The 13,519-nt window shown below is 66.2% G+C and carries 13 protein-coding genes and 1 tRNA gene; 8 read left to right on the plus strand and 6 right to left on the minus strand.

From position 1 onward, the window contains the following. Nucleotides 1-58 precede the first annotated feature (58 nt). Genes ACZ5CM_RS07255 through ACZ5CM_RS07265 form a run of 3 tightly spaced genes read left to right on the plus strand, consistent with a single transcriptional unit; the run spans nucleotide 59 to nucleotide 3,524 of the window. Complete coding sequence (locus ACZ5CM_RS07255) at nucleotides 59-1,219, plus strand: acetyl-CoA acetyltransferase (RefSeq protein ID WP_464642201.1); 1,161 nt, start codon at nucleotides 59-61, stop codon at nucleotides 1,217-1,219. Continuing rightward, nucleotides 1,216-2,724: a class I adenylate-forming enzyme family protein gene (locus ACZ5CM_RS07260; protein WP_464642203.1), complete on the plus strand. Its 1,509-nt coding sequence runs from the start codon at nucleotides 1,216-1,218 to the stop codon at nucleotides 2,722-2,724. The genes ACZ5CM_RS07255 and ACZ5CM_RS07260 overlap by 4 nt, the downstream gene beginning before the upstream one ends. After that, the gene (locus ACZ5CM_RS07265; RefSeq protein WP_464642205.1) at nucleotides 2,721-3,524 is read left to right on the plus strand and encodes a 3-hydroxybutyrate dehydrogenase; all 804 of its coding nucleotides are present in this window, start codon (nucleotides 2,721-2,723) and stop codon (nucleotides 3,522-3,524) included. Before ACZ5CM_RS07260 ends, ACZ5CM_RS07265 begins: the two co-directional genes overlap by 4 nt. Nucleotides 3,525-3,550: 26 nt before the next feature. Here the strand turns inward: ACZ5CM_RS07265 and ACZ5CM_RS07270 are convergent, their stop codons facing one another. The 3 genes from ACZ5CM_RS07270 to ACZ5CM_RS07280 all read right to left on the minus strand — a co-directional run bounded on the left by ACZ5CM_RS07270 (nucleotide 3,551) and on the right by ACZ5CM_RS07280 (nucleotide 6,535). After that, nucleotides 3,551-4,039 (minus strand): DUF2244 domain-containing protein, encoded by a 489-nt coding sequence (locus ACZ5CM_RS07270; RefSeq protein WP_464642207.1) that lies wholly within the window; start codon nucleotides 4,037-4,039, stop codon nucleotides 3,551-3,553. Between the two features lie 74 nt (nucleotides 4,040-4,113). After that, nucleotides 4,114-4,710 carry a DsbA family protein gene (locus ACZ5CM_RS07275; protein WP_464642209.1) on the minus strand — a complete coding sequence of 199 codons (597 nt, stop codon included), beginning with the start codon at nucleotides 4,708-4,710 and terminating at the stop codon, nucleotides 4,114-4,116. A 151-nt stretch (nucleotides 4,711-4,861) separates the two neighbouring features. After that, nucleotides 4,862-6,535, minus strand: coding sequence for a cytochrome c oxidase subunit I (locus tag ACZ5CM_RS07280; RefSeq protein WP_464642211.1), 1,674 nt, complete (start codon nucleotides 6,533-6,535; stop codon nucleotides 4,862-4,864). 274 nt (nucleotides 6,536-6,809) lie between these two features. Between ACZ5CM_RS07280 and ACZ5CM_RS07285 the strand changes: the two genes are divergently transcribed. Next, a complete protein-coding gene (locus ACZ5CM_RS07285) occupies nucleotides 6,810-7,232 on the plus strand; it encodes an HIT family protein (protein WP_464642213.1) in 423 nt (140 codons plus the stop codon). 76 nt (nucleotides 7,233-7,308) lie between these two features. Here the strand turns inward: ACZ5CM_RS07285 and ACZ5CM_RS07290 are convergent, their stop codons facing one another. Then, nucleotides 7,309-7,722, minus strand: coding sequence for a MerR family transcriptional regulator (locus ACZ5CM_RS07290; protein WP_464642215.1), 414 nt, complete (start codon nucleotides 7,720-7,722; stop codon nucleotides 7,309-7,311). A gap of 71 nt (nucleotides 7,723-7,793) precedes the next feature. Between ACZ5CM_RS07290 and ACZ5CM_RS07295 the strand changes: the two genes are divergently transcribed. Next, entirely contained in the window at nucleotides 7,794-8,711 is a 918-nt protein-coding gene (locus ACZ5CM_RS07295) for a cation diffusion facilitator family transporter (RefSeq protein ID WP_464642217.1), read from the plus strand. A gap of 325 nt (nucleotides 8,712-9,036) precedes the next feature. Continuing rightward, nucleotides 9,037-10,743, plus strand: coding sequence for an alpha/beta fold hydrolase (locus ACZ5CM_RS07300; RefSeq protein WP_464642218.1), 1,707 nt, complete (start codon nucleotides 9,037-9,039; stop codon nucleotides 10,741-10,743). 2 nt (nucleotides 10,744-10,745) lie between these two features. Here ACZ5CM_RS07300 and lipB read toward each other — a convergent pair whose 3' ends face one another. After that, nucleotides 10,746-11,408, minus strand: coding sequence for a lipoyl(octanoyl) transferase LipB (gene lipB / locus ACZ5CM_RS07305; RefSeq protein WP_464642220.1), 663 nt, complete (start codon nucleotides 11,406-11,408; stop codon nucleotides 10,746-10,748). Between the two features lie 383 nt (nucleotides 11,409-11,791). On the opposite strand from lipB, the gene ACZ5CM_RS07310 reads away from it, so the two are divergent. Both ACZ5CM_RS07310 and ACZ5CM_RS07315 read left to right on the plus strand, forming a co-directional pair. Next, a tRNA-Leu gene (locus ACZ5CM_RS07310) sits at nucleotides 11,792-11,878 on the plus strand. A 144-nt stretch (nucleotides 11,879-12,022) separates the two neighbouring features. Beyond that, nucleotides 12,023-12,838: a hypothetical protein gene (locus ACZ5CM_RS07315; protein WP_464642222.1), complete on the plus strand. Its 816-nt coding sequence runs from the start codon at nucleotides 12,023-12,025 to the stop codon at nucleotides 12,836-12,838. Between the two features lie 292 nt (nucleotides 12,839-13,130). Here the strand turns inward: ACZ5CM_RS07315 and ACZ5CM_RS07320 are convergent, their stop codons facing one another. Continuing rightward, a complete protein-coding gene (locus ACZ5CM_RS07320; RefSeq protein WP_464642224.1) occupies nucleotides 13,131-13,409 on the minus strand; it encodes a hypothetical protein in 279 nt (92 codons plus the stop codon). Between the last annotated feature and the right edge of the window lie 110 nt (nucleotides 13,410-13,519).

A 13,519-nucleotide genomic window follows, 5' to 3' on the forward strand; every position in this document is an offset into this window, starting at 1 on the left:
GCGACGCGGGCAGCCCGCCCCGCCCGTGCCGCGCCACGAGCTCACGAGGAGAATTCGCATGGTTTACATCGCAGGCTGGGGACATACCCGCTTCGGCAAGCTGGCCGAGATGGATGTTCAGGATCTGATCGTCGCTGCCGGGCGCGAGGCGCTTGAGGATGCCGGCATCGCCGCGGCGGATGTGGACGGCATCTGGGTGGGGCATTTCAATGCCGGCATGGTGCCGGACGGCTTTCCTTCGTCGCTGGCGCTGGAGATCGACCCGGCGCTGCGCTTCACCCCGGCGGCGCGGGCCGAAAACGCCTGCGCGTCCGGCTCGGCCGCCGTGTATGCCGCCCGCCAGGCGATCCTTGCCGGCGAGGCGAAGGTGGCGCTGGTGATCGGGGTCGAGAAGATGACTCATCTGCCCACCGCCGAAGTGGCCGCCGCGCTGGGGCACGCGGCCTATCAGCGCGAAGAGGCGGGGTCCTCCTTCCCCGGCATCTTTGCCCAGTTCGCCCAGGCCTATTTCGACCGCTATGGCGACCATACGCGGACGCTGGCGAAGATCGCTGCCAAGAACCATGCCAACGCCATGAACAACCCGCTGGCGCAGCTGCACAAGCCGCTGGATGAAGAGTTCTGCGCCACCGTCTCGGAGCGCAACCCGGTGGTGGCGCCGCCGCTGAAGGTGACCGACTGTTCGCTGGTCTCGGACGGGGCGGCGGCGCTGGTGCTGGTGGCCGAAGAGGTGCTGCCCGGCATGGCCAAGGCGGCGCGGATGCGTGCGGCGGCGCATGTCAATGACTACCTGCCGATGTCGCGGCGCGATCCCCTGGCCTTCGAGGGGCCGCGCCGGGCCATCCATCTTGCCTATGAAAAGGCCGGCATTTCCGTCGATGACCTGGACGTGGCCGAGGTTCACGACTGTTTCACCATTGCCGAGCTTCTGATCTACGAATCCATGGGGCTGGCGGCGCATGGTCGCGGGGCGGAGGTGCTTGAGGCCGGCACGGTCCTGCCCGGAGGCAAGCTGCCGGTGAACCTTTCGGGCGGGCTCAAGGCCAAGGGGCACCCGGTGGGTGCCACCGGGGTGTCCATGCATGTGCTGGTGGCCCGGCAGGTGCTGGGGCAGGCCGGCGACATGCAGCGCCCCGGCGCCGAGCTGGGCCTGGTGTTCAACATGGGCGGGTCGGGGGTGGCCAACTACGCCTCGATCCTGGAGCCGGCGAAGGCATGAATATCGGGGTCTGGCTGCACCGGCAGGCGCTGGCCAGGCCCGACCGTCCGGCACTGTTCGCCGGGCGCGAGATGGTGGCCGATTACGCCGCTTTCGCCGAACGCGCCGCGCGGGTCGCGGGATGGCTGGCGGACCGGGGAATCGGCCCCGGAGACCGGGTCGCGATCTACATGAAGAACGCCCCGGAATACCTTGTCGCACAATACGGAATCTGGTTTGCAGGTGCGGCGGCCGTGCCCGTGAACGCCAAGCTGCACGGGCGCGAGGCGGCTTTCATCCTGTCCGATTCCGGGGCGAAGCTGACCTTTGTCTCGCCCGGCCTGGGCGAGGGGCTTGCGGCTGCCGGCACCGCCTGCCGGCTGGTCGAAGTGCCGGGGGCCGCGTGGCGCCGCGCCCTTGCCGCCGACCCCGTCGCGGCGCCGCTCCCGCGCGCACCGGGCGATCTGGCCTGGCTGTTCTACACCTCGGGCACCACCGGACGGCCCAAGGGGGTCATCATCACCCACCGGATGCTGGCGGTGGTGTCGCTGGCCTATTTCACGGATGTCGATGCCGCCCATGAAGATGACGCGGCCCTTTATGCCGCGCCCATGAGTCACGGCGCGGGGCTTTACAACATGCTGCATGTGCTGGTGGGGGCGCGCCATGTCTGCCCGCCCTCGGGCGGGTTCGACCCGGCCGAGATCCTCGACCTTGCCCGCCATCACGGCCGGGTGCACATGTTCGCCGCCCCGACCATGGTCAAGCGCCTGACCGCCGCGGCAATGGCGGCCGGAGAGCGCGGCGAGGGGCTGCGCACGATCGTCTATGGCGGCGGTCCCATGTACCTGGCCGATATCGAGCAGGCGGTGGCACATTTCGGGCCGATCTTCGTGCAGATCTACGGGCAGGGGGAATGTCCGATGGGGATTACCTCGCTGGGCCGCGCCGAGGTGGCCGACCGCGACCATCCCCGCTGGCGCGCGCGTCTTGCCAGCGTGGGGCGGGCGCAGGCGCCGGTGGAGGTGCGCATCGGCGGCCCCGACGGTGCCCCTCTGCCGCCCGGAGAGATGGGCGAGGTGATGGTGCGCGGTGATGCGGTGATGCCCGGCTACTGGAACAACCCGGAGGCCACGCGAAACACGCTGCACGACGGCTGGCTGATGACCGGCGATATCGGTTTCATGGATTCGCAGGGTTATGTCACGCTGCGGGACCGCTCGAAGGACGTGATCATCACCGGAGGCTCCAATGTCTATCCGCGCGAGGTCGAGGAGGTGCTTCTGACCCACCCGCAGCTGCGCGAGGTGTCGGTGGTCGGCGCCCCCCATCCCGACTGGGGCGAAGAGGTGGTCGCCTTCGTGGTGGGAGAGGCGCGCGAGGCGGATCTCGACCGCCTGTGCACCGACAACATCGCCCGTTTCAAGCGGCCCAGGCGCTACATCTTCCTGCCCGAGCTTCCGAAGAACAATTACGGTAAGGTGCTCAAGACCGAATTGCGCAAGCGTCTGGAGGAAGGCACATGACGGATCTTTCGGGGAAAACCGCACTTGTCACCGGGTCGGTGCAGGGTATCGGGTTCGCGATTGCCGAGGAGCTGGCCCGGGCGGGTGCGCGCATCGCGGTGCATGGGCTGGCGGGAGATGCCCAGATCGAGGAGGTCTGCGACCGGCTGCACAAGGCCGGCTCGCCGCAGGCCGAGTATTTCCCCGGCGACCTGCGCCATCCCGACCGGATTGCCGAGCTGATGGACGCGGTTGCCGCCTGGGGCGGGGCCGACATTCTGGTCAACAATGCCGGCATTCAGCACACCGCGTCGCTGGCCGGAATGCCGCGCGCCACCTGGGACGAGATCCTCGCCGTAAATCTTTCGGCGGCCTTCCAGACCATGCAGGCGGCGCTGCCGGTCATGGCCGAACGCGGATACGGGCGGGTCATCAACATTGCCTCGGTGCACGGGCTGGTGGCGTCGCGGGAAAAGGCGCCCTATGTGGCATCCAAGTTCGGGCTGGTGGGGCTGAGCCGGGTGGCGGCGCTGGAATATGCCGCTGTCGGCTCGCGCGAGTCGGGGGGCGTGACGGTCAACTGCATCTGCCCCGGCTGGACCGAAACTGCGCTGATCGAGCCCCAGGTCGAGGCCCGGGCGAAGATGTTCGGCGGTGACCGCGATGCGGGCATTGCCGATCTGCTGAAGGAAAAGCAGCCCAGCCTGCGCATGTCGGATGCCTCGGAGATCGGGGCGCTGGCGGTGTGGCTGTGCGACCCGGTGGCCCATAACATCACCGGCGCGGCAATCCCGGTGGACGGGGGCTGGACCTCGCAGTAGGGGCGCGGTACCGCCTGCGGCCGGCCTCAGCCGTTTCGCAGCACGCGCACCAGGTCGTCATAAAGCGCGAGGCGTTCCTCTTCGGACAGGAAGGCGCCGATCTCGACCCTGCGGCCGCAGCCGCGCAGCGTCACGTATTGCGGAACCGGGCCGCCTCGGGGATGCAGTTCGGGCGTGGTCCAGTAGCGGTTGCACTCCCATTCGAGCAGCCTGCCGTCGGGATTGCGGCGCACCAGGCGGGCGCGGTCGCGGGTGAGGGTGAGCACCTCCATGATCTGCCCGTCATGGCGGTTGCGGTCCAGCGCGAACCACATGCCCCCGACGGCGGCGAGGATGAAGGGCAGGATGGCCCACAACAGCACCGTTCCCACCACGATGATCAGCGGCAGGCAGACCAGCAGGCAGGTGGTGGCGATGAAGAACACGTAGCCGCGTGCCGTCAGCGAATGATGCGGCCAGAGGCAGAGCTCCTGCGTCGCGTCCTGCGGTGTCGATCTCGTCCAGTCGTAAGGCATGATTGCCCGACAAAGATGCATCCTCTGCGCGCCTTTTGTCGAGTCCCATTCCGCGTGACCTTCGCGCCGAAATGTCACACGTGGCCGAAGCGGGCCCAGTTCAATGCATCTTCAAGCCGATCGTCGCCCCAGAACAGTTCGCCGTCCACGGTAAAGGTCGGGGCGCCGAAGAGTCCGGCCGCTCGGGCCGCGTCGGTTTCGGCGGCCAGCGCGGCGACATATTCCGGCGTGCGGGCGCGTTCGATCACCGCCATCGGATCGCGGTCGCAGCGGAAGATCGCCTCGGACAGGTTCGGGTCTTCTCCCGGCGGCAGGCCGTCCTGGAACCAGATCCGGTAGGTCTCCATCGTGTAGTGGATGCCCCAGCCCTCGCGCATGGCGAGGATCGCCACCTGGTTGGCCAGCGGCAGGTTGTCGATGGGGTAGGGGGCGGGCAGACGGGTGTGAAACCCGTATTTCTCGGCCCGCCGTTCGATATCGCGCCACATGTAGGCGGCTTTCATCGGCTTGTCGCGGAAGGGGATGTTGTTTTGCTCGGTCATGATGGCGCGCACGTCGAAGGGGCGCCAGCGCACCCGCACGCCGCCTTGTTCGGCAAGGTCGTTGATGCGCATGATCGTCAGATAGGCATAGGTGCTTCCGATCGTGTACCAGAAGTCGAGCTGGGGCATGGAGTTCCCTCCCCGTGTCGTGGTCCCCGAAAAGACTAGTGCAGAGCGGGGCAAAGGCCAATGGTGGGGCGCACGGGCCGGCAGGGGCGCGACAAGGAAAGGCCCCGGCACGGCGGCCGGGGCCTTGCGGTTTTGTTCATGTCGACGGGGGTCAGTGCGCGTGGCTCTTGTCCCAGTCTTCCCGTTTCGGCAGCGTTTCGAACGTATGTTCGGGCGGCGGCGAAGGCAGGGTCCATTCCAGCGTGTCGGCGTATTCGTTCCAGTAGTTGTTCTGGGTGACGCGGGCGCCCCGGAACAGCGAGTAGAGGATGATGCCGAAGAACAGGATGAACGAGGCAAAGCTGAGGAAGGCGCCTAGGCTGGAGATCTTGTTCCAGTAGGCGAAGGCCTCCGGGTAGTCGATATAGCGGCGCGGCATGCCCTGACGGCCCAGGAAGTGCTGGGGGAAGAAGGTCAGGTTGACGCCGATGAAGAACATCCAGAAGTGCAGCTTGCCGGCCCATTCCGGGTATTGCCGCCCGGTGATCTTGCCGAAGTAGAAGTACACCCCGGCGAAGATGGTGAAGGCCGCGCCCATGGACATGGTGTAGTGGAAGTGGGCCACCACGTAATAGGTATCGTGATAGACCCGGTCGACGCTGGCCTGGCTGAGCACGATGCCGGTCACGCCGCCGATGGTGAACAGGATCAGGAAGCCCAGCGCGAACAGCATCGGCGTCTTGAACTCGACCGAGCCGCCCCACATGGTGGCGATCCACGAGAAGATCTTCACCCCCGTGGGCACGGCGATGACCATGGTGGCCATCATGAAATAGGCCTGCTGGTTGAGGCTGAGCCCCACGGTATACATGTGGTGCGCCCAGACCACGAAGCCCAGCGCCCCGATCGCGATCAGCGCCCAGACCATCGGCAGGTAACCGAAGATCGGCTTGCGCGAGAAGGTGGCGAAGACGTGGCTGACCAGCCCGAAGCCGGGCAGGATCACGATATACACTTCCGGGTGGCCGAAGAACCACAGGATGTGCTGATAGAGGATCGGGTCGCCGCCGCCGGCCGGATCGAAGAAGGTGAAGCCGAAATTGCGGTCCATCAGCAGCATGGTGATGGCGCCGGCCAGCACCGGCAGGGACAGGAGGATCAGCCACGCGGTAACGAAGATCGACCACGAGAACAGCGGAACCTTGAACAGCGTCATGCCCGGGGCGCGCATGTTCAGGAAGGTGGTGATCATGTTGATCGCGCCAAGGATCGACGAGGCGCCCGACAGGTGCACGGCAAAGATGGCCAGATCCATCGCATAGCCGGCCTCGGTGGTCGAGAGCGGCGGATAGAGCACCCAGCCCACGCCAGCGCCGGTCTGGCCGTCTCCTCCCGGTGCCAGCAGCGACGCAATCCCCAGCGAGGTGCCGGCGACATAGAGCCAGAAGGACAGGTTGTTCATCCGCGGGAAGGCCATGTCCGGCGCGCCGATCTGCAGCGGCATGAAATAGTTGCCGAAGCCCCCGAACAGCGCGGGAATCACGACGAAGAACATCATCAGCACGCCGTGATAGGTGATCATCACGTTCCACAGGTGCCCGTTGGGCGTACATTCGCGCGAGGCGTCGGCGATGAAGCGCACGCCTTCGAGGCACATGTACTGGACCCCGGGATCCATCAGTTCCAGTCGCATGAAGACGGTGAAACTGACTGAAATCAAACCCACAATCGCCGAGGTGACGAGGTAGAGAATACCGATGTCCTTGTGGTTGGTGGACATGAACCAGCGGGTGAAGAAACCCTTTCTGTCCTCATGCTCATGCCCGTGAATGGCTGCGTCCGCCATCAGGTCCCTCCTGTCTTGTTCCTGCGCGGCGCAGGTCGGGCCCGCGCGCACCAATCAAGCCGTTTCTAGAATGACGGGCAGGTTGCTTCAATGCCCGAGTTTGATCTGGATCAAGATAAATTGCCGCGCCCCTCTTGATTCCGATCAAGGAAAGGGCGTGTTGCACGGGCCGGTACCGGGTTTGGGCCGTGGTTTCCGGGAGGGTGGCGGGCTTGACGCCGGGTTTCGGGCCGCGCACAAGTCGGGCGATACGGCAGACCGAGGAGCATCCGCCATGAGCTATGATCCCGACAACATCTTCGCCCGGATCCTGCGCGGTGAAATTCCGGCCACGCGGGTGTTCGAGGACGACGACACGCTGGCCTTCATGGACATCATGCCGCGCGCCGACGGGCATTGCCTCGTGATCCCGAAGACCCCGTGCCGGAACATCCTCGATGCCAGCCCCGAGCAGCTTTCGGCAGTGATGCGGACGGTGCAGAAGCTGGCGCGGGCGGTGATGGCGGGGCTCGGCGCCCAGGGCGTGACCGTCCAGCAGTTCAGCGAGGCCGCCGGCGGGCAGGAGGTCTTTCACCTGCATTTCCACGTCCTGCCGCGTTTCGAGGGCGTGAAGCTGCGCCCGCCGGGGCAGCCGGGCGACATGGACGAGATCGCCGCCCATGCCGAAAGGATCCGCGCGGCGATCGAGGCGGGGTGAAGGTCGGGGGCTCTGCCCCCGAACCCCCGGAGTATTTTTTGCAAGAGGAAGGGAGGAGGCGTGCCGGGTCTGCGCGTCAGTGGTCGCCGGCGCATTCCGAGTGATCGCCGAAGGCATCGAGGACCGCGCAGACGTGATCGTGGCGGCCGTCGCAGGCGGTTGCGATGCGGTCGAGTTCACGCTCCAGCCGCTGCAGCCGGAGGATGCGTTCGCGCAGGCGTTCGCGCTGGCGTTCCGCGATGTCATGGGCGCGATCGAGATCGGCACCCGTCGCTCCTTCGAGCGAGAGCAGTGCGGCGATGTCGTTCAGCGGCAGGCCAAGGTCGCGGGCGTGGCGGATGAAGATCAGCCGGTCCAGTGCCGCCCGGTCATAGCGGCGCTGGTTGCCACTGGTCCGGGACGGGCGCGGCAGCAGGCCCTTTTCCTCGTAGAACCGGATCGTCGGCACCTTGACGCCGCTCAGGCGCGACATTTCTCCTATGGAGAGCATGGATTCCCCCTTGAATCTCCAGTCGCTGGAGAGAATAGGCTGGCGGCCTGACCGGGACAAGGAACAACGCGATGCCCCATGATCATCGAGATCCAGAGATCGCCGGGCCGGACGCGGGCGACCGGCGGCTGAGCTGGGCGGTGGGGGTCAATGTCGGGCTGACCGTGGCGCAGGTCGTGGGCGGGGTGCTTTCGGGGTCGCTGGCGCTGATCGCGGATGCGCTGCACAATTTCTCGGACGCGGTGGCGCTGATCATTGCCTTTGCCGCGCGCCGCATCGCCCGCAGGCCCGCCGACGCGGTGATGAATTTCGGCTATGGTCGGGCCGAGGCGGTGGCGGCGCTGGTCAATTACACGACGTTGGTGGTGATCGCGCTGTACCTGATCTACGAGGGGATCGTGCGGTTCTTTCAGCCCGAGCCGATTGACGGCTGGATGGTGGTCTGGATTGCCGGGATCGCGCTGGTGGTGGATGTGGCCACGGCCATGCTGACATGGCAGATGTCGAAGGGCAGCATGAACATCCGCGCGGCCTTTCTGCACAATGTCGCCGATGCGCTGGGATCGGTAGCGGTGATCGTGGCCGGCACGCTGGTGATCCTGTTCGACTGGGTCTGGGTCGATCCGGCGGTGACGCTGATGGTGGCGGGCTACATCCTGTGGCATGTGCGCGCCGAGGTGGGCGGCGTGGTGCGGTTGCTGATGATGGGCAGCCCGGTGCAGATCGGGGCCGAGGCCGTCATCCGCGCCATCGAGAGCGATCCCGACGTGGCAAGCGTTCACAATCTGCGCCTGTGGGAGATGCGCGAGCGCGAACCGGCGCTGGATGCGCATGTGGTGATCGCGGCCCAGTCGTGGGAGCAGGCCGAACGGGTCAAGGCGCGGATCAAGGCGATGCTGGGTCGGGAATTCGGCATCAGCCACAGCACGCTGGAACTGGAGCGGTCCTCGGAATTCTGCCTGACACCGGAGCGGATCGGAGGCGGCTGACGGGTCGGGGGACGGCCGGAAGCCAGGCGGTGCCGCGATGCAAAGCCGCCCCGACCGGGTCGGGGCGACAATGCCGCTGCCCCGGGCCGGTGCGAAATGCGTGCCGGTCCGGGGCGGTACAAATCAACCACTCACTCACTGAACGGCCCCCCATTCTATCGCGATCGGGGGGGGCGCACATGACCCAAATGGGTCAAATCGTGACTTTACCCGAGCGGCAAGCTTGTTTTACCTGTGATATGTATCCGGGTTTCGCGGCGCAGCGGGGGGCGGGGCCATAGACGACGCGCAAAATGGTGGTGATGGCGCCCCGGGACACGGGGCCGTGACCCGCGACGAGGTGGTCGCCGCGATCTATGAGGCCGTTATTCGTCCGGCCTGTTTCGGGGCCTTTCTCGATACCTGGCGCGAACATATTGCCGAGGCTCTGGCCGATCCGGCCCGTCATCACCTTCAGCCCGGAGGCGAGGACGAGGTGACGCTGGACCCCGAGCTTGCAGCGCATTTCGCGCGCGCGCAGGAACTGCTCGACCGGCTGGGGCGGGACGCCCCCGAAATCGGCCTGTGCGAGCGGGTCGAGCAATCTCCTGGGTTCGTTCTCGTGCTCACGCCCGAGGGGGCGATCGTCGCCGCGGGGGCTGCCGCGCGTACGGAACTGGGGGACGAGCCGCGGCTCACGGCGCTTGAGGACATGCTGGCCGTGCAGTCCCGGAAGGTGCTGCGCGAACTGATGCAGGCGTTGCGCGAAGACGCGGATGCCCGAGAGCTGCGGGTACTGGCAACCGGGACCGTGCCGCGTCATCTGATCGTCCGGGTGGCGTACGAGAACGGCGTGCTTCTGATCGTCGAGGCGCTGGATTTCCGCTGGAGCGCGCGGGCGGCGCAGATGCTGGTGGACAGTTTCGGGCTGACCCCGGCCGAGGTCGAGCTGGTGCGCAAGCTGATGGCCGGCGAGACGCTGCGCGAAATCGCGGCGCGCACCGGGCGGTCGGCACATACGGTGCGCAATCAGGCCAAGTCGGTTCTGGCCAAGACCGGCGCGCCGGGGCAGGTGGACCTGATCCGGCTGGTGGCACTGCTGGTCAAGGCCGAATCGCGCTCCGCTCCTGGCGCCCCGGCAGCGGTCGGGCTTCGCAGCGAGATCATGCGCATGTCGTCGGGGCTGGAGATGCAGGTCGTTCACGCCGGCACCGAGAGCGGTTTTCCGGTCATCTTCCTGCACGGGATGCAGGATGGCATGTCGCCGGTCGAGGCCCTGAACGAGCGGCTGATCCGCCGCGGCTATCGCGTGATTGCGCCGGTACGGCCGGGATACGGCCGGTCGGCGCCGGTGTCGCCGGACCGCAAGGCGCTGTCCGTCTTCGTCGGACATGTGGACGAGATGATCCGGCGGCTGGGGCTGCGGCGGCCGCTGATCCTGGGGTACATGGCCGGCGCCATCAGCGGCCATGTGCTCACCGGGCGGCTGAACGGCCGTATTGCGGGAATGCTGGGCATCGCCGGGGCGGTTCCGATCCGGCGGGCCGGCGACCTGGCGAGCATGGCGCCTTCGCAGCGGGCGGCGGCCTATACCGCGCGCTATGTGCCTGCGCTTCTGCCCTTCGTGCTGAGGGTCGGAATCTCGCAGATCGACAGCCGGGAGTTCAAGGGGTTTCTGGATGGCGTGTTCCGTCCGGGCACGCGCGATCACGAGGTGGTTCGCCGTCTCGGTCTGGTCGGGGCGATCCGGTCCGGGTACCGGTTTTCGGTCCAGCAGGGGCATTTCGGCTTTGCGTCGGATGCGTATTTCGCCGTACGCGACTGGAGTTCGCAGATTTCCCGGCCCGCCGCGCCGGTCGTGCTGCTGCATGGCGAACTGGATCCCGTCATCACCCCCGACATGGCCCGCGCCTTTGCCGCGCGGCGGGACAATATCGACCTGCGGATGGTGGCGGATGCCGGCCAGCTTCTGCTCTACCAGCTGCCCGAGCTGGTCCTGGATGCGCTTGACGAGATGAGTGGCCGCCGCTCCAGTCGCCACAAGGCAGGGTAGGCTCAGGGCCCGAACACCGCCTCGAAGCTGCGCCTGAGCGCCACATCCACATCGGCCATGGTCACCGGCAGGCCCAGATCGACCAGGCTGGTCACGCCGTGTTCGGAGATGCCGCAGGGCACGATGCCCGAGAAATGCTCCAGCTCCGGTTCCACGTTGATCGAGATGCCGTGGAAGCTGACCCATTTGCGCAGGCGGATGCCGATGGCCGCGATCTTGTCCTCGCGCATCGCGCCGGTCGCGGTCCGCGGCTTGTCGGGGCGTTCGACCCAGACGCCGACCCGGCCTTCGCGGATGTGGCCGGTGACGTTGAACTCGGCCAGCGCCGCGATCACCCAGTCCTCGAGCTGCCGGACGAAGCGCCGCACGTCGCGCCCGCGCCGGTTCAGGTCGAGCATGACATAGACCACCCGCTGGCCGGGGCCGTGATAGGTGTACTGGCCGCCGCGCCTGGTCTCGTACACCGGAAAGCGGTCGGGCGCGATCAGGTCCTCGCGGCGGGCCGAGGTGCCGGCGGTGTAAAGCGGCGGATGCTCCAGCAGCCAGATGCATTCGCCGGCCGTGCCGCGGGCGATCCTTGCCGCGCGGTCTTCCATGAAGGCAACCGCGTTCTCGTAGGGCGTGAGGCCCTCGGAGATGATCCATTCCACCATGGCGGCCTGCATATCGCGGTGCGTGCCGGGGGGGAAGGGGCAGGCCGCGGTTTCAATGAGGCGGCGTTGCAGGGCGTGGGTGTCCGATTCGCGGGCCAGGCGCGCCGCGCCCGCTCGTCCATCCGCCCGAGCGCCCGTTCGAACTGCTTGAAGCCGATGATGCACCACGGGCAGACCATGTCGGACACCAGGTCGATTTCGACCCCGCCAGGATCGCCGGGCGGCCTGGCGGGGACGGGTTCATCCCTCATGGCAAGGCGCGCCTTCGGCGATGTTGCAAGCCTGGCGGCGCTGCTGCGGCGAGGGAAGGCAACTTCCCTTGAGAGGGGGCGTTTTTGCCTCTTCACAACATCGCCCGGACGTTCTATACGCCCGTTCACACCAAGCCGGACAGTGCGGTCGTGGCGGAATTGGTAGACGCGCAGCGTTGAGGTCGCTGTGGGGTAACACCCGTGGAAGTTCGAGTCTTCTCGACCGCACCAAATCCCCGATCTGAAATGGGCTTATGTGAGCGCAAATGCGTGAAAAACAATGGTCTTTCCACCTGCTCTGCGCCCCCATGATTTGACTTTGCGGGCAGTTTTGCGCGTTCATTCCCCCACCAATCACGCACCGTGGGGGATTTGGTGGCCTCGATCACAAGGCACAAGCGAGGATACAGGGCGCAGATCCAGCGTAAAGGGATTCGCAAGAGCAAGGTATTCCCGACCCGGCAGGCGGCCAAGGTTTGGGCCGCACGGGTCGAATACGAGATCCTGAACGACGAGCAGATCGCGGCGGAAATGACGCTGGGCGAGGTCATGGACCGCTATGCCCGAGAGGTCAGCCCGAAGAAGCGCGGCGAGCGGTGGGAGGTCATCCGGTTGGAGAAGCTGGGCCGCGATCCTCTGGCCCGCATCAGGCTGGGCGACCTGAAAACGCGTCATCTGGCCGAGTGGCGGGACCGCAGATTGCAGGAAGTGGCGCCTGCCAGCGTGATCCGCGAGATGCAGCTCCTTTCATCGGTCCTGAACACGGCGCGGCGGGAATGGAACCTGATCGCAGACAACCCGCTGCGCGACGTGTCGAAGCCGCGCAAGCCGCCGCCGCGGGACAACGATGATGTCGGCCTCGCGCATGGGCCGCGTGGTGCCGCCCTTGTCGGTCCAGCGGCCCGCCAGCAGGTCGCGTGCCGCTTGCGCGATGGCATCCACTTTCTCGCGCGCGACCTGCGCGTTGCCTTCGTGTTCCACGGGTACGAGGAATGCCCCTGCGGACGGATAAGGCGTACCGGTCACGGCCTGCTGCGCGGTATCCGTGTGGCTGGCAAGCCGCCCCTCATAGACCTGCTCCGAGATGAACCGGCAAACCTCCGGGTGCATCCGCCGGGTGACGCGAAGGAAAATGCCGCTACCGGGCGGCACGGTGGCATGTTCGCCCAGCATCCAGTCAAGGCAGGATAGGTTCGTGGGTTCGGGATGCGCGCCCTGGATCACCTGCGGCAATTGCCGGGGGTCGCCACGCAGGTGCGCCAGGTCAAGCGTCGTGGCATGGCGGCAGCCCATGAACCGCATGAGGTCGGATGCCGAAAACAGGATCGTTCCGCCAAATCTTTGCATGAACTCCCAGATTTTGTGACCATCGACTGGGCGATCCGTTCAGGGGAGCGCCCCGCAATCCAAATTGTCATCGCTCGTTTGCCCGATCTTCCCAGTCGTCCCGGCAAACGCGGTACCAGGAATCTTGGGGCATGCTTCACGACTTGCTGTGGTCACCTTCACGAATGATCCGAAGGCTCCCTGGGGAAATCAGCGAGGCACGCTTGCCTTTGTGCCCCATCCACAGTGAAAATCCCCGTTCGATCAACTCCGCGGCTTCGTCGAGCGTCTTAACATAAACCGTGTTTTCAGCGTGATGTTTGAATTTGCCATGAGCGGGGTCGCCCAAGCGATACCCTTTCGTTGTAAAGTCCGGTTCCTCGGCCACACCGTCACGCGGTGAAACACGTTCAATCCTGATCACGCGCCCCTTCATGATCGTATTGCTCCCATTTCAAGTCAGTATCTCGTCAGCGCCTGACATCACAACCGTCGAGAGAATCATCTCGACAGAACCCAAGGTCATCAATAGCCTGCCTGGGTGTC

Source organism: Piezobacter thermophilus, from assembly GCF_055386745.1.

Bases quoted from the DNA above. Each gene is read 5' to 3' on its own strand.
- ACZ5CM_RS07265 (WP_464642205.1), top strand. From the start codon at position 2,721: ATGACGGATCTTTCGGGGAAAACCGCACTTGTCACCGGGTCGGTGCAG.
- ACZ5CM_RS07285 (WP_464642213.1), top strand. From the start codon at position 6,810: ATGAGCTATGATCCCGACAACATCTTCGCCCGGATCCTGCGCGGTGAA.
- ACZ5CM_RS07270 (WP_464642207.1), bottom strand. From the start codon at position 4,039: ATGCCTTACGACTGGACGAGATCGACACCGCAGGACGCGACGCAGGAG.
- ACZ5CM_RS07295 (WP_464642217.1), top strand. From the start codon at position 7,794: ATGCCCCATGATCATCGAGATCCAGAGATCGCCGGGCCGGACGCGGGC.
- ACZ5CM_RS07260 (WP_464642203.1), top strand. From the start codon at position 1,216: ATGAATATCGGGGTCTGGCTGCACCGGCAGGCGCTGGCCAGGCCCGAC.
- ACZ5CM_RS07255 (WP_464642201.1), top strand. From the start codon at position 59: ATGGTTTACATCGCAGGCTGGGGACATACCCGCTTCGGCAAGCTGGCC.
- lipB (WP_464642220.1), bottom strand. From the start codon at position 11,408: ATGCAGGCCGCCATGGTGGAATGGATCATCTCCGAGGGCCTCACGCCC.
- ACZ5CM_RS07320 (WP_464642224.1), bottom strand. From the start codon at position 13,409: ATGAAGGGGCGCGTGATCAGGATTGAACGTGTTTCACCGCGTGACGGT.
- ACZ5CM_RS07290 (WP_464642215.1), bottom strand. From the start codon at position 7,722: ATGCTCTCCATAGGAGAAATGTCGCGCCTGAGCGGCGTCAAGGTGCCG.
- ACZ5CM_RS07275 (WP_464642209.1), bottom strand. From the start codon at position 4,710: ATGCCCCAGCTCGACTTCTGGTACACGATCGGAAGCACCTATGCCTAT.
- ACZ5CM_RS07280 (WP_464642211.1), bottom strand. From the start codon at position 6,535: ATGGCGGACGCAGCCATTCACGGGCATGAGCATGAGGACAGAAAGGGT.